The 14870-nt window shown below is 60.3% G+C and carries 16 protein-coding genes, 4 tRNA genes and 1 riboswitch; of the genes, 7 read left to right on the forward strand and 13 right to left on the reverse strand.

The window, feature by feature from the left end; translation table 11 throughout:
- Positions 1-578 precede the first annotated feature (578 nt).
- Positions 579-1844: a UDP-N-acetylglucosamine 1-carboxyvinyltransferase gene (gene murA, locus YWU_RS0104645; protein WP_027019544.1), complete on the reverse strand. Its 1266-nt coding sequence runs from the start codon at positions 1842-1844 to the stop codon at positions 579-581.
- Positions 1845-1975: 131 nt separating this feature from the next.
- Here murA and YWU_RS0104650 point away from each other — a divergent pair, with 131 nt between their 5' ends.
- On the forward strand, positions 1976-2548 hold the full coding sequence (locus tag YWU_RS0104650; RefSeq protein ID WP_027019545.1) for a cob(I)yrinic acid a,c-diamide adenosyltransferase: 573 nt from the start codon (positions 1976-1978) through the stop codon (positions 2546-2548).
- Positions 2549-2583: 35 nt separating this feature from the next.
- Here YWU_RS0104650 and ramA read toward each other — a convergent pair whose 3' ends face one another.
- The 3 genes from ramA to YWU_RS18110 all read right to left on the reverse strand — a co-directional run bounded on the left by ramA (position 2584) and on the right by YWU_RS18110 (position 5324).
- Entirely contained in the window at positions 2584-3420 is an 837-nt protein-coding gene (gene ramA, locus YWU_RS0104655) for an acetate metabolism transcriptional regulator RamA (RefSeq protein ID WP_027019546.1), read from the reverse strand.
- A 377-nt stretch (positions 3421-3797) separates the two neighbouring features.
- A complete protein-coding gene (locus YWU_RS0104660) occupies positions 3798-4580 on the reverse strand; it encodes an enoyl-CoA hydratase-related protein (protein WP_027019547.1) in 783 nt (260 codons plus the stop codon).
- 151 nt (positions 4581-4731) lie between these two features.
- Positions 4732-4938: riboswitch (cobalamin riboswitch) on the forward strand.
- Positions 4939-5057: 119 nt separating this feature from the next.
- Entirely contained in the window at positions 5058-5324 is a 267-nt protein-coding gene (locus YWU_RS18110; protein WP_156892717.1) for a hypothetical protein, read from the reverse strand.
- Between the two features lie 6 nt (positions 5325-5330).
- On the opposite strand from YWU_RS18110, the gene YWU_RS18770 reads away from it, so the two are divergent.
- From YWU_RS18770 to epsC, 4 genes are all read left to right on the forward strand, one after another.
- Positions 5331-5876 (forward strand): uroporphyrinogen decarboxylase/cobalamine-independent methonine synthase family protein, encoded by a 546-nt coding sequence (locus YWU_RS18770; RefSeq protein WP_027019549.1) that lies wholly within the window; start codon positions 5331-5333, stop codon positions 5874-5876.
- Positions 5877-5878: 2 nt separating this feature from the next.
- Entirely contained in the window at positions 5879-6340 is a 462-nt protein-coding gene (locus tag YWU_RS18775) for a hypothetical protein (RefSeq protein ID WP_027019550.1), read from the forward strand.
- Between the two features lie 147 nt (positions 6341-6487).
- Positions 6488-7420, forward strand: a complete 933-nt coding sequence (gene cysK, locus YWU_RS0104680) for a cysteine synthase A (protein ID WP_027019551.1) — start codon at positions 6488-6490, stop codon at positions 7418-7420.
- A 113-nt stretch (positions 7421-7533) separates the two neighbouring features.
- A complete protein-coding gene (gene epsC, locus YWU_RS0104685) occupies positions 7534-8127 on the forward strand; it encodes a serine O-acetyltransferase EpsC (RefSeq protein WP_027019552.1) in 594 nt (197 codons plus the stop codon).
- A gap of 81 nt (positions 8128-8208) precedes the next feature.
- Here epsC and YWU_RS0104690 read toward each other — a convergent pair whose 3' ends face one another.
- The 8 genes from YWU_RS0104690 to YWU_RS0104725 form a co-directional block, all read right to left on the reverse strand.
- Positions 8209-8493 carry a GNAT family N-acetyltransferase gene (locus YWU_RS0104690; protein ID WP_027019553.1) on the reverse strand — a complete coding sequence of 95 codons (285 nt, stop codon included), beginning with the start codon at positions 8491-8493 and terminating at the stop codon, positions 8209-8211.
- Between the two features lie 8 nt (positions 8494-8501).
- Positions 8502-8954, reverse strand: coding sequence for a hypothetical protein (locus YWU_RS0104695; protein WP_027019554.1), 453 nt, complete (start codon positions 8952-8954; stop codon positions 8502-8504).
- Positions 8955-9052: 98 nt separating this feature from the next.
- Positions 9053-9125: transfer RNA gene (locus YWU_RS0104700), tRNA-Phe, on the reverse strand.
- 22 nt (positions 9126-9147) lie between these two features.
- A tRNA-Asp gene (locus YWU_RS0104705) sits at positions 9148-9224 on the reverse strand.
- A gap of 534 nt (positions 9225-9758) precedes the next feature.
- Positions 9759-9832, reverse strand: a tRNA-Asp gene (locus YWU_RS0104710).
- A 35-nt stretch (positions 9833-9867) separates the two neighbouring features.
- Positions 9868-9943 (reverse strand) — tRNA-Glu (locus tag YWU_RS0104715).
- 122 nt (positions 9944-10065) lie between these two features.
- Positions 10066-10368 carry a hypothetical protein gene (locus YWU_RS0104720; RefSeq protein ID WP_027019555.1) on the reverse strand — a complete coding sequence of 101 codons (303 nt, stop codon included), beginning with the start codon at positions 10366-10368 and terminating at the stop codon, positions 10066-10068.
- A gap of 71 nt (positions 10369-10439) precedes the next feature.
- On the reverse strand, positions 10440-11435 hold the full coding sequence (locus YWU_RS0104725) for a zinc-dependent alcohol dehydrogenase family protein (protein ID WP_338025274.1): 996 nt from the start codon (positions 11433-11435) through the stop codon (positions 10440-10442).
- A gap of 154 nt (positions 11436-11589) precedes the next feature.
- Here YWU_RS0104725 and YWU_RS0104730 point away from each other — a divergent pair, with 154 nt between their 5' ends.
- Together YWU_RS0104730 and cls are read left to right on the forward strand one after the other, a co-directional pair.
- Positions 11590-12690, forward strand: coding sequence for a baeRF3 domain-containing protein (locus YWU_RS0104730; RefSeq protein ID WP_027019557.1), 1101 nt, complete (start codon positions 11590-11592; stop codon positions 12688-12690).
- 226 nt (positions 12691-12916) lie between these two features.
- A complete protein-coding gene (gene cls, locus YWU_RS0104735) occupies positions 12917-14440 on the forward strand; it encodes a cardiolipin synthase (protein WP_034647119.1) in 1524 nt (507 codons plus the stop codon).
- Here the strand turns inward: cls and YWU_RS0104740 are convergent.
- Positions 14434-14850: a threonine/serine exporter family protein gene (locus YWU_RS0104740; RefSeq protein ID WP_156892718.1), complete on the reverse strand. Its 417-nt coding sequence runs from the start codon at positions 14848-14850 to the stop codon at positions 14434-14436. The genes cls and YWU_RS0104740 overlap by 7 nt on opposite strands.
- Positions 14851-14870 lie beyond the last annotated feature (20 nt).

A 14870-nucleotide genomic window follows, 5' to 3' on the forward strand; every position in this document is an offset into this window, starting at 1 on the left:
TACATAATCTGTCCAAAAAAATAGCACACCCCCACCCGACGGGGTATAAATGGGATGCGCAAAAAATACGGTTAATGTTTAAGCAGCCACCGCTAGGCGCTGCCGGCATCATTAAACCGAAGTAAATAATAAGTACATCGGCACACTATCGAGTTCTCAAAAAACATTCGCACACCCTGCTCATCAGATCATGTCCGACTCGCCCAGGCAGCAAGAGAAAAACTTAGTTCCTCACCTTCTCGGTGTCAAACCGAGCAGAGAAGAAATTATCTCAGTCGCATGCTGTGCACTTCTCAGAACCAGCATCCTCACCCGATTGGGAGTCTCTGCGTGGCCTGCGCTGTGCGCTGCTTGCCCGGTAAACATTAGCCATAAGCACCCACCCACCACAAAGCCGCAGGTGAAACACCATGTTTTCCTGTTGTTAACCGCGAATCCGGCTCAAACCTCTCGAAATTCACCCGGATTCCTCGGTTCCGCCGAAGATCCGGTGCCTGTCATCCCCTAGGAAGACGACAACGGCGGGAGAGTAGGCACTCAGCCTTGCTCCCCCGCCGTGGGTTCGTTCGATCTTTCGGTTACGCCTTCACTCGTCGGATGTCCGCACCAAGTGAATTCATCGTTTCCACGAAGAGCGGGTACCCGCGGTCAATGTGATAGACCTCGTGAACCTCAGTGGTCCCGCCCGGCTCCGAGCAGAGGCCCGCGAGCACCAGGCCCGCGCCCGCACGGATGTCCGAGGACCAAACCGGAGCTGACGACAGGTGCTTCTTGCCTCGGATCATCACGTGGTGTCCGTCGATCGTGGCGTCGGTTCCCAGACGAATCATCTCGTCGACGAAGCGGAATCGAGATTCGAAGACGTTCTCGGTGAGGATGCTGACTCCCTCGGATACGGAAGACAGGGCAATGGCCATCGGCTGAAGATCCGTCGGAAAACCCGGGAATGGAAGCGTCTGGTAGTTCACTGCAGTGGGCCGCTTGGTTCCACGGACTCGGAATCCGGTCGGGTAGGTCTCCACATCTGCACCGGCAACTCGAATCTTCTCCAACGGAAGGTGCAGGTACTGCGGGTCGATGCCACCAACGGTGATGTCGCCCTGGGTCATCGCGGCGGCGAATGCCCAAGTACCCGCGACGATGCGGTCGCCAACCACCGAATGCTCGGTCGGATGCAACTTCTCTACGCCCTCAACAGTGATGGTGTTGGTGCCCGCGCCAGTAATTCGTGCGCCCATCTCATTGAGCATGTTGCAGAGATCGACGATCTCCGGCTCCCGCGCAGCGTTATCGAGGGTCGTCACACCCTCGGCGAGGACAGCAGCGGTGAGGATGTTCTCCGTCGCGCCAACCGACGGGAAGTCGATTTTGATGTCAGCGCCCACCAGACGGTCTGCGGTGGCAACAACTGCACCATGCTCAATACGCGTGGTCGCTCCGAGCTTTTCCAGCCCCGACTGGTGCATGTCCAGCGGGCGCGACCCAATTGCATCTCCGCCCGGGAGTGCGACGATCGCATGCCGATTACGTGCGGTCAGCGGGCCCAGCACACACACCGAGGCACGGAACTGGCGCACTGCTTCAAAGTCCGCTCGCTCGGACAGTTCCCTCGGGGAGGTGATCGCTACGACCGATCCATCCCGTTCGACCTGACACCCGAGCCCCTCGAGAACCTTCTGCATCAGAGGCACGTCATCGATCTCGGGGCAGTTCCGCAGAACCGTGGTCCCCTCTGCCAGGAGCGCTGCAGCCATGAGCTTCAGCACCGAGTTCTTTGCACCGGCAACGCGAACTTGTCCGCTGAGCCGTGCACCTCCACCTACGAGAAAGCGTTCTTGTTCCACGGCCTCAACCCAACCATATTTCGCGCCCCTATGCGGGCCGGCAGGCAGAGCATTTTCCCCGATCTGCTTCCCGACGTCCCTTTCCACACCATCCGACCGCCCAACAGATTTCGTCGATATGCTCGGAAACCATGGCTGTGAATCTGACACGTATCTACACGCGAACCGGCGACGACGGAACTACTGGACTCTCTGACTTCAGTCGCGTCCCCAAGTCGGATCCTCGACTGGTGGCGTACGCCGACTGCGACGAAACGAATGCTCTACTCGGACAGGTTGTGGCGATTGGGGATGCTGGAGAGAAGATCCGGAGCGTCGTAAAGCACATCCAGAATGACCTGTTCGACGCTGGCGCGGACCTGGCGACGCCGGTTGTCGAGGATCCTGAGTATCCGCCGCTGCGAATCAAGCAGGAGTACATCGATCAGTTGGAGACCTGGTGCGACGAGTTCAATGAGGAACTGCCGAACCTTCGCTCCTTCATCCTCCCGGGCGGAACCCCTGCGGCGGCGCTGCTACATTCCGCAAGAACCGTCGCGCGGCGCGCAGAGCGTTCGGCTTGGGAAGCCGTCCAAGCCTTCCCGGAGACAACATCAACGCTGCCTGCGAAGTACCTGAACCGGCTGTCGGACCTGTTGTTCATCCTGTCGCGCGTGGCCAATGACGGCGATGACGTGCTGTGGGTCCCCGGCGGTGAACGCTAGGCACCCACGATCGGACGCTCAGGCCCAGAGGTCAATCAGGGCAGAGCGCCGATACGCCGGGCAGCGTTAACTGCCTCGTAACGAGTGTGGGCACCGAGCTTGCGCATGACCGACCGAAGGTAAGACTTCACGGTCTCAGCGCCGATGCCCATCTCTTCCGCTGCCTCAACATTGGTGTGACCGAGTGCCACGCATGCCAGGACGTCGAGCTCCCGCGCCGAAAGCTTCGTTGCCTGCTTCACGCGGACGGGGCTGACCATCTGGTCGCACAGTTCCTCGAGCTCGTCACGGACCTTCTTCTCGTCGATCCGGTTGGCTAGCATGCGGAGCTTGGAGTGGGTGGAGCGCACCTGCTCCCACTCTGCACCGTTCATCACTCGGCGGCCTTTGCCCGCGTTTCCGCGGTCGACACTGCGCAGGGCGTCAGCGACAGCGAGGTCCTGCTCCAGGCACCGAGCAGTCATGGTGACTTCTTCAAGCACCTTGTCGCCCAATCGAACCGATGAATGGACACCTGCGTAAAGGATGCCACGGACATTGCGGTTCACGATCACCGGGACGGCGACCAGAGAGTGCAGACCTTCATCGCGAATCGCGTCGTCATATTCATGGGAGATGACCTTGGCGCGGGTGTAGTCGCTTACGCCGACCGGACGACGAGTTGCGAGTACTCGGCCGCCGACGCCGGCTCCAGTATCAATGACCAGGTCGTGGAGCGCGGGGGTGCGCAGCCCCACCCAATGAGAGATCTTGAGCTTGCCCGGTTCGGTGACATCCCCAAACATCGCGACCGGAATTCCGGTGCCGTTCTTCAGGGAAACGAGAGAAGCCCGGATGACCTCGTTGTCATCGGAGATCCGGCTTGGTTCCATTTCTAACTGCCTCCTGGTGCCTGCCCACCGGGGAAGCACCCCGGGCGGGGGGACAAGATGAATTCCCGTTTAGTATAACCTGCCCGGTTCACCCTCAAAGGGAGGTAAATTTCACACCCCCTACAAATCGGCCCCCACCCCCGACACATGATGTTGACATCAAAAGTCACTTCTCGGTTCGCCCCTAATCACTAAAAAGCCCCTGACCTCAATCATTTTCGGATGCAAATGACATACCCCCTACATAGGCAGACTCGATGAGACTCGCGTTCTGGACATGAAAAAATCGGGGGTGAATTACTTACCCCCGATTTAGAATCAACCCCTAACTAGGGGGTTACCCGCCAAGTTCACCCGATAGTCCCGGTTCTCAGGGACTAACCCCGGTCCCACTCCGGCTTCCGCTTTTCCGCAAATGCGGACATTCCCTCGGCCTTATCGGTGGTGCCGAACAGGGAGTAGAACATCCGGCGCTCGTAGTGGACCCCCTCCGCGAGGGTGGTCTCCAGGGCGCGGTCGACTGCCTCGGTGGCCGCGTAAGAGGCTGCGGTCGGCATACCGGCGATCTTGACCGCGACCTCGGTGACTGCCTCTTCGAATCCGTCCAGCGGCAGGACTCGTGAGGCAAGACCGGAACGCTCTGCTTCCTCGGCATCCATCATGCGCCCAGTCAAGACCAGGTCCATCGCCTTGTACTTGCCCACTGCCTTAGTCAGGCGCTGGGATCCACCCATCCCGGGGATGATGCCGAGAGTGATCTCCGGCTGGCCAAATTTGGCATTGTCCGCAGCCAGGATCACGTCGCCCATCATCGCCAGCTCACAGCCGCCGCCGAGAGCGTAGCCGGAGACAGCAGTAATAATGGGAGTACGAACCTTCGATAGCCGGTCCCAGGTCGCGAAGATGTCGTCGACGTAGAGGTCCGGGAACTCCAGTTCCTTCATCTCCAGGATGTCGGCGCCGGCGGCGAATGCCTTCTCCGAACCGATAATGACGATCGCGCCAATGCCGCGGTCAGCGTCAAATCCTTCAGCAGCTCCCACCAGCTCGCGCATGACGGTGGTGTTCAGTGCGTTAAGCGCCTTCGGACGGTTGAGCCGAATCGTCGCGACGCGGCCCTCCACCGAGGTGATGATGGTCTCGTAAGTGGTCTCAGACATGTCCGGTAAACCTTCCTCGGGCCGATCGGATGCGGCCCCGTACGTCATTCGGCCCCACGGGCGCGGGGCCAGGTCCGACACTGATAATGGCAGAGACGGCACCGGATGTGGTCGTCTTCCCGTTCATGCCCGGGTCGACCTGCGGTTGGCTAACGTTAAGTCCGCAACAGGTCCCGTCCCTGATTCAGGTGCCGGGCGCACGAGGGAATCTGGTGAAAATCCAGAGCTGTCCCGCAGCGGTAAACCGGAACGACAGCCGTCACACAGCACTGGGGTCTGCCCCTGGGAAGCGATGGCCAGTAGACGCCACACAGGCATGCCGGTAAGCCCGAATACCTGCCCGTTGTGCCATACCGAATCCGGCACGGCCCAGAGGAAGCCCGTGGACAAGATCACCGTGGAAACCGTGAAAAGCACGGAGGTGATGCTGGCCCCGTGTGTTTTTCCTGTGCTCCCACCTCGTCCGACCACGGTCTTCTACTTGACGAGGATCAAGGAGCACACACCATGCACCCGTTTCACCACAGCGAGCGAGACCGCTCCCATTTCACTGCCACCGTTTCCGGGTTCCCACGTCACGGACCGCACCATGAACGGACCACCGCAGTCACTGCGTACCGAAACGATGTAGCCGGTGCTGCAGAAGAGCTTTCTGCGACTGTCCAGAGGCTCTGACACCGTGAGGCTCGGCTCGCGGTCCAGGGAGGACTCGACAGTGTCCCGGTCGGTACCTTTTCTTTCCACGACCGGATGCTGGACGCCGCAGTTCTCTATGGCGCGCTTCCCGCACGAGTCGACCACGTCGATGATCACATCCCCGCATCCCCGGACGACCAGCTGCCTGCGTGGATCGACCGCTATCTCACTGCTGCTCACGGCGGGCCGGGCATCGATCCGATAACCACTGGTATCCGGTTCGGCACTGAGCTGAACTACTCGATCCCAGAACTCGACCCCGATCGCCCTTTCTCCGCAGAGCCAGACTTCCTTGTCCAGCGGCTGGAGGACTCCCGCCGAAACCACATCCCAGGACGGGCAACACTCATCGGCCCCGCTACGTTCCTCACTCTCGCGCTGACGACAGACGGCACTGACCCACTGGAGCGGATCGAAGAACTGGTGGAGGTCCAATGCCGAATCCTCACTCATGTCGCAATTGCTGGGAGTCGATGGGTACAGGTTGATGAACCGGCGTTGAGTTCCCCCGACTCGGATCAGGCTGCCCCGAGCAATAACGACGAAGGATTACCCGAGCGTGGACGCGTCTCGTCGACCACGCCCATGCGCTGGGACTGAAGATGCTGGCTCAAACCTACTTTGGCAATCCGGACCGCTTCGTCCGGATTATGTCGGGCACCGGGGTAGACGCGCTCGGCCTCGATTTCGTTAACGACCAGATCCCCGACCTCACCGATGTTCCAATCGACACGCTCATCGTCGCCGGGCTGGTCGACGGGCACAGTGTGTTGCGCACTGACCTCGATTCCGCGCTAATCCTGATTCGAGTTGTCTCACAGGAGTTCCCAGTCGCAATTTCGACCTCTTGCTCCCAGGTGCACTCTCCCTACCGCAGCACCTTCGATCAGGCATTAGCCGAGGATCCGGCCCGTCGAATTGAACTGGCACTGGAGCGGGCCAAGATCTCGGAAGTGACTGCCCTGTCCCATCAGATTCACCATCCCGCACACGACAGAAAGTTCAGCTCCGTTCGTCGAGCGTTCACGGAGTCGCGGCGGGCTCACGGCGTCGGGAAGCAGTAGTTCGTCGCCCCCCCCCGATGTGGGCTCCCTCACATCGGGGCGCACGGCGCGCAACGGCCAGAAATAGACTAACCAGTCTGTACAAAGTTCTTCGGTACGCGTAACATTCGCGGACGACGAAGCCAACCCTCCGAAAGGAACTCACGGATGACCATCCATTCGAACATCACTGAACTCATCGGCGGAACTCCGCTGGTCAAGCTGAACCGACTGGGCGCTGACCTGCCCGGCGACATCGCAGTGAAGCTCGAGTTCTACAACCCGGCCAACTCCGTTAAGGATCGCATCGGCGCCGCAATCGTCGACGCAGCCGAGAAGTCCGGCGAGCTCAAGCCGGGCGGCACCATTGTCGAGGGCACCTCCGGCAACACCGGTATCGCCCTGGCCATGGTCGGCGCAGCCCGCGGTTACAAGGTCATCCTCACCATGCCGGACACCATGTCCAACGAGCGTCGCGTCCTCCTCCGTGCCTTCGGCGCGGAGCTGGTCTTGACCCCGGGCGCTGAGGGAATGAAGGGAGCCGTCAACAAGGCGAACGAGATCGTCGAGAGCACGGACAACGCCATCCTGGCCCGTCAGTTCGCCAACCCGGCGAACCTGGCTATACACGAGGCCACTACCGGCCCGGAGGTCTGGAACGACACCGACGGAAAGATCGATTACTTCGTCGCCGGCATCGGCACCGGTGGCACCATCTCCGGTGTCGGTCGCTACCTGAAGTCCCAGAACCCGGACGTCAAGATCGTTGCCGTCGAGCCGAAGGACTCCCCGCTGCTGACCGAGGGCAAGGCCGGCCCGCACAAGATTCAGGGCATCGGCGCCAACTTCATCCCGGACATCCTGGACCAGGACGTCCTCGACGAGGTCATCGACGTCACCAACGAGGACTCCATCGCTACCTCCCGTCAGCTCGCTGTCGACGAGGGCATCCTCGGCGGCATCTCCGCTGGCGCGAACCTGAAGGCAGCCCTCGAGGTCGCCGCTCGCCCCGAGGCTGAGGGCAAGCTCATCGTCGCTGTCATCCCGGACTTCGGTGAGCGTTACGTCTCCTCCGTCCTGTACGAGGACCTGCGCGACTAGTCGCAGAAACAGTCATAAGTTCCAGGGAGCCAGTCCCACCTGCGTCAACACGCACCAGACCGGCTCCCTGGAACTGCTTTATGCCCCCACCCCCTGACCCGATAGCGAACACCATGAATTCGATCCTGTCCCTTCTCAAGGAAGACCTGGACAACGCCCGGGAACATGACCCGGCCGCCCGCAGTGACGTAGAGAACGCGATCGTCTACTCCGGACTCCACGCCATCTGGATGCACCGCATCTCCCACCGTCTGTGGCAGAAGGGGGGCGCGGCAAAGGGTGCCGCGCGAATCTTGTCGCAGTTCTCCCGGTTCATTACGGGAATCGAGATCCACCCGGGCGCCACCATCGGTCGTCGGTTCTTCATCGACCACGGGATGGGCATCGTCGTTGGTGAAACCGCCGAAATTGGCGATGACGTGATGCTCTATCACGGCGTCACTCTCGGCGGCGTCACCCTTAAGAAGGTCAAGCGCCACCCGACGCTCTGTGACGGCGTCACCGTCGGCGCCGGCGCTAAGATCCTAGGACCTGTCGTCATCGGCGCGCGCTCTGCTGTCGGTGCCAATGCGGTCGTCACCCGCGATTGCCCAGAGGACTCCATCCTCACCGGCATCCCGGCCAAGAGCCGCCCACGCTCCCCGGAGCAGAAGAAGCCTCTCGTCGACCCGTCCGTGTACGTGGTCGGCGACGGCGACTACATCTGATCCTTCGGATCTCGCTGCGACAGTAATCCCCCGGTCCGCATATGCGGACTGGGGGAACTGTGTATGTGCTTCAGACGTGCTTTACGACGCCAACACATCCTCATACTCAGGATTCTTACTAATGAATGCTTCCACGGCACTGCAGGTGGCCAAAGCCTCCCAGTGACGCGCGCGGACATCATCGAGGGCGCCCTTGATGAGAGGCTTCGACAGCCCCTGTCCCTTGAACTTCTCGTAGACCACGGTGTGGTTGAAATCCAGCAGGTCCGGGCCGAGCTCCGCGAAAGCCGCGAATCCCGCTTCCTCACCATCGACGGTCAGCACGTAGCGCTGGCCGGACTCATCGAACGTGACTTCCTGTGCCATGGTCTGTCCTACCTCTCGTTGTCTGAATTTTCGTAGATGATCGGGGCGTGCCCCGGAGCCTCATCGGCACGGCCGACGGAGACCTGACACGGCAGAACCGCGTGCCCTTCATGCCACCCTGGAACGACGGAATCCGCAACCGGCCCGGATAGATCCGCCAATTCTGCGTAGGTCATCCCGGGCACGATCACCGAGATGCGTTGCCGCGTGCGGTCGCCTGGAGCCTGTCCCGGGTTCAGCTGGCGCCACACGGAAGCGAAGTCCTTGAGGCTCTCTGAGACGGGCATCTCGTCCTCGTAGACTAACGTCTCCACCTCCAGTTCTAGGGAATCTAGGAACTCCCGGATGCGGTCCGCAGCCGCACTTCGCTCACTTTCATCGGCGAACAGGAACAGCCTGATCACCGATGGCAGGGCTTCATCGACGGAGAGCGTGCCAGGCGATGCGTACTCGACAGTCATGGGGAGGAGTTTACCTTTTGTCCATGTCACTCCGGACCGTGAAGGCAAAAACGGGGCACCCAGTATCTCTACCGGGTGCCCCGTTACGGACCATATTGTGGCCAGAAGCGGGATCGAACCGCTGACCTTCCACTTTTCAGGCGGACGCTCTACCAACTGAGCTATCTGGCCAGGAAAACCCCGAAGGGAATTCTGGCGACCCTGACGGGACTCGAACCCGCGACCTCCGCCGTGACAGGGCGGCGCGCTAACCAACTGCGCCACAGGGCCATTCGCCGTGCTCCCAGGATTGCCTTGCGGCGTTCCCTTTGCACAAGCGGAAACTTTACACAGGCTCGCACCACGCTGACAAACCCGCTGTACAACTCATGTTTCCACGCCAGAAACACTAACTCTCCACCAAGATGACCAACTTCCAACCGCTGCGTAAGCATGATCTCCACCCGGCATTCTTGACAGCACCCCGAGCACCTCCAGCGCCTCCAGCGCCTGCCATTCCGGCCTGACGCTCCCCTCCTCCCTCCCAACAATGGAACCTGGCCGCGACACCCCCGGTTCGCAGAGTTCCCGACTCCGCCACCTGCAAGTTTCCACCCTCGGAGCTGCGAACCGGGTACCCAATCCCCACGAACGGAGGGATCCACCCTTCACGACGATGACAGGTGACCGATTCCGATCGCCTCTCGCAACATTTCCCCAGGTCACCTCCGTCGATCCGACCAGAATCAGTTACCTGCCAATCAACAGAACGGGGTGCAGACATAAAAAAGCGGCAGCCACCACAAGGGTGACTGCCGCATACTGCGACCCTGACGGGACTCGAACCCGCGACCTCCGCCGTGACAGGGCGGCGCGCTAACCAACTGCGCCACAGGGCCATATAAAATTAGACGAACTCCCCAAAAAGGGAAGATGGTACCCCCAACGGGATTCGAACCCGTGCTACCGCCGTGAAAGGGCGGCGTCCTAGGCCACTAGACGATGGGGGCTCGCCTTCTTCGCGCCTCTTGCGAGGCAACAGAGAGTACTTTAGAGGATTTCCACGCCGGCGACAAAATCGCTGCTCATGCCCCGTTCAGGCACCAACGCACTCGTGAAATATGCCCACCGACTACAACACGTACCCCACAACGAGAATGACAGGCGGAACCAAGGCTCCGATGATCAAATTCGCCGCTCCGAGCCAGTACTGCCGCACGAACATTCCCAGTACTGCCCCGACCACGCCGGCAGCAAGGGGCACGTACACCAGGAAAGCCATCTCCGCCTCATGGAAAAACCCTGCGCTGAACGGATAGATTGCTAGCGACAGGACGACAACCAGCAGCGTCACCAACGGAACCCGGCGCGCCCAGGCGGTCCCTTCAATGGCGATATGGTCGTTGACGTCGTCGAGCGTCCTGCGTTCTGCCATCTCACTCCTTGCTCAGATGTTCGCGAGCCATTGTTTCACCTGACGGTCGGATTGAAGCTCTCGCCCGGTCTCTACCGCTGCACGTCGATAAGAACCTTCCCCGGCACACCGGCGTCCTTCTCCAGGTGTTCCACGAGATCACTCAATCCAACCCTCTCCCCTACCGGTGATCCCAGATGTCCGTCAGCGATGAGGCCGAACACGGGAGCCATCAGCGCTGGCAGCTCCGATCTGGGAATCGAATGCACCACATCGCGGAGTCGGAAGAAAGTCAATGACCCGGCGCGACCCCCGGTGAAATGATCAGCCGGGAGGGGTGTACCGGATGCCAGCCCGTAGTGAATGAATGAGCCGTGCGCATTAAGCAGCGCATCAAGTTCTGCACCTTGCAGGCCACCGACGCAGTCGAAAACGATGTCAGCACCGTCGAATCCGAGGTCCCTGGACAGGTTCAACATCCAGTGTTGGTTCTCCGTGTGCACCACCGAGGCCCATCGCGCGGGCTCTGCAACTGGCCTGTTCTGACTGCGAAGGACCCCAAAAGGTCGAATTCCCCGCATGTTCAGCAGTTCAGCAAGGTGCGCACCGATGGTGGAGTTCGCTCCAGTGACCACCACATTCCTAGTTCCCGATGCGCAGAACCGCTCAACCATCAGCCACGCAGTGAGCGGATTGACGTAGGCGAAGCAGGCTTGTTCGTCGGTAATTGAATCCGGCACTGGCACGCACCACTCGGCATCAACGATCTTGAAACGCTGCCAATTCTGCGCGGAGCCCAAGGGCAAAACCCGCTTCCCGACGAGTTCCTCACTCACCCCATCCCCCACCTCAGCGATCACGCCTACCCCTTCGAAGCCTGGAACCATCGGGAATGTGGTGCGTGAATACGCGCCGGAGACCGTCACTGTGTCGGATGGATTGACGGTGCTCAATGACATCCGGACAACCACTTCTCCCGGCCCAGGAGGTGGTGGGTATGGAAGATAGGACGTCGTAAGCACTGCACGGTAGGTGCCCGGTCTTTTGGCAACCACTGCGAGGTTCCGCTCGTCGCTAGGCATCCGCATCCTCCGTCAGTTCTGATTCACGATCATTCCCGTCTACCCGATAGGCACCCACCGCGCTACCCCCAACCAGAAATCACTGTTCACTAATCTCAGGTACTTTCGGGGGTGACGGAACATGTCCGCAGGTAGTACGCCAAAGAGAAGGGGTAAGACGATGACATCCAACCCTCAGGGAACAGTTGACCCGCTCGACTTTTCCGACGTGTTCACTCGGGGCAGCGAAGACGGCCTCAAGGTCACTATCACCGTTCCGACGAGCCCGGTCGGGATCGACTCTGACACCTACGCGTTGATTCTCCGTGCCGAGATCAAGAAGGCCCACCACGAGCTTGTCGACGGTGGCCTGTCCGATCATGACGCCGAGGCCATTCTCGCTCCTGCATCGGAGCTGGTGAATGACTCGAGCTTCTGGCGCCTGCAGAGCCGTGGCTTGATCATTTTCGCTGCTGAGGGATTCCACAAGGCTGTGCGGATCCCCATCGAAGTCGCCGAAGACGTCTACGTCGGAGATCAGTTCAAGGTGCTGCCGTTGGCTCCTGTTCTCGACGCGAATGGCCGCGCCTTCATCCTGGCCCTATCGAAGAACAAAACCCGTTTGTATGAGGCGACGCGCAATGCCATCGTCGAGCTGCCGCTGGGGAAGATCCCGGAGACATTCGAGGACGTCATTGACGAAGAGTTCCAGCAGTCCTTGCAGCAGCGCTCCATCGGCGGTGGCGACTCGGCGTTCTACGGCACTGGCAGTGCCGGCGAATCTGAATCGAAGGTCAATGAGCGTTGGCTCAAAGCCGTTGCCAAGTTGGTCGCCGAGGAACTTGGAACCGGCGGGCAACCGTTGGTTCTGGCATCCGTCGCCGAATACTTCAGCGCATTCAAGGACAACTGCCCATACCAGGATGTCCACGAAAACGTGCTGGCCGGAAACCCAGAGCACACTAAGCCGGAGGAACTTCGCTCTGCAGTGTGGCGTGAGCTGGAAGGCTCTGAGCGCTCCCGCGAGGCTGAAGAGCGCGACAACGCGATGACCGAGGTCTTCAATGGCCGCGGCTCTACCGATCCCGCAGAGATCGCGAACGTCGCGGAGGTCGGGCGTGTGGACACCATCTACTTGCCGCGCGACGTCACCCAGCTCAAGGCACAGGAAGTTCGAGTGTTCGCCAACCGCGCACTGCTCGCGACACTCCGGGACTCCGGCACGATCCGAGCGCTGGACGAATTCTCCGATGACGAGGTCTTCGCGACCTACCGATACTGACTCGGAGACCACCATGCGCCGACTGATCGTCCCTTGCCTGGGCCGGTCAGCCGGCGCAATTGTTTTCTGCCTCTTTTGTGGTGGTCCCTTCGAGGGCAGGCGCAATTAGTTGTTCCTGAATTACGAGCCTCCAGATATTCCCAGGTGAGCACCTCTTCAGGTAGATCAGAGGACCATGGCTTCGGTAGGTACCCCAGGTCACCCCTCTCGTACGGATAAGGATCTCATGCGTAAGTTGCCCTTCAAGATGCTGAAGTCGTCCGGTGTCATCGTGGTATTGGAATACATTGTTAAAATTCTGGCCATCGGCATCGTGCCGGAGAACCGCCGTCCGTCGTCGTCCACAGCGTGGCTGCTGTTGATCTTGTTTTTCCCGGCCGTCGGAGTGCCGGCGTTCTTGACCATCGGGAGCCCGTACAACTCGGCCCGCCGCTCGAAAATCCAGGCCGAGGCGAACGAGCTGCTTCAGCTCGGTACCGAGGGTTTGGCGAACATCCCCACGGATGAGGATGTCCCGGAGCCGCTGGAGAACATCGTCCGGCTGTCTCGTTCCCTGACTGCACTGCCTATGGTCCACGGCTACAACGGTGGCGTGGAGATGGATTATGAGGCCAGCATCAAACGGATGACTGCCCTGGTCAATGACGCCGAAGAAACGGTTCACCTGGAGTTCTACATCACCGTCCGGGACAAGACGACCGTTGAGTTCCTCAGGTCGATGGAGGCGGCCGTTAAGCGAGGTGTGAAGGTCCGTGTCTTGCTCGACCACATTGGTTCTCGCAAGTACGACGGTTTCCGCGAGTTCCTGCGCTGGATGTCCTCGGTTGGAATCGAGTGGCATCTGATGCTGCCCTTCCTGCCGCTACAGGGCAAGATGCGTCGGCCAGATCTGCGTAATCACCGAAAGCTCATGGTCGTCGACGGCATGTACGCCGTGATGGGTTCGCAGAACCTCGTGGATTCCGCCTACGGCTCCGAGAAGAACGCGGCCATCGGCCGCCACTGGAACGACATCTCCATCGAACTGAGCGGTCCGATCGTGTCCTCCCTTGAGTCAATCTTCGCGGTGGACTGGTACAGCGAATGTGGCGAGATCACTGACATTCACGCGTACCGCAGGCTATCGACAGAGAATCAGCGGCTGGATTCACACGTGCTGGAGTCCGTCCACTCCTCGCCTCCGGAGGACAATGCCGCGGTGAACCTCTGCCAGATCATCCCCTCTGGTCCCGGTTTCCGTACCGATCCGAATCTCCGCGTGTTTACCTCGATGATGTACATGGCGCGTAAGCGTATTTCCATCGTCAGCCCCTACTTCGTCCCCGACGAGTCCCTACTCGCCGCTGTCATTACTGCTGCCAACCGCGGAGTGGACGTGGAGCTGTACGTCAGTGAGCAGGCGGACCAGTACATGGTCGATCGCGCTCAGTCCTCGTACTACCAGGCGCTGCTCGAGGCTGGGGTTCGCATTTTCATGTACCCGAAGCCGCAGGTGTTGCACACCAAGTGCTTCGTTGTCGACGACAAGTACGCGGTCTTGGGCTCCTCCAACATGGACATGCGCTCCTTCGGACTCAACTATGAAGTAAGTCTGCTGTCCTACGGCGGAGACATCGTCACCCAGGTGCGCGACGTGGTCACCACCTATCGGGACAAGAGCAAGGAGCTCGATGCCGCGCAGTGGAAGAAGCGCTCGATCTTCCGTAAGTACTCCGAGTCAGTCATGCGGCTGACCTCTGCCCTTCAGTAATTGGCTGCAGTCCCGCTACTGCGGCGGGAGCGGTGCGGGATAAATCTGGTCACCTGGAAACCGGCGACTACTCCAATGCCGACCATCATGATCATGCCCGTCGCCTGCAGCAGCAGGTGCTGGCCAGTCTCATAGAACATCGCCTGATCCAGGCCCTCGTACACGTACATGACAGGCAATAGGGCGCCCATAATTCCCATGACGGACAGGATCGTCGCCGAGTAATCGGAGAACCTACTCCACAGTGCAGTGCCGATACCGAGAACGACTGCGGAAAGTCCTGCCGCCCACACCGCCTGAATTCCGGCGAAGTTGATCAACGCTTGATTGCAGCACGCGGTGAGCAGGCCCACGATGGCCGCCGGCAGGAGCAAACCCATCCCTCCGGACTTGGCCATCGCGTTCGACACTGCCGCGAGCGTTGACAACA

This window comes from Corynebacterium sputi DSM 45148 (genome assembly GCF_000427865.1).
In the GTDB taxonomy this organism is placed as follows: domain Bacteria; phylum Actinomycetota; class Actinomycetes; order Mycobacteriales; family Mycobacteriaceae; genus Corynebacterium; species Corynebacterium sputi.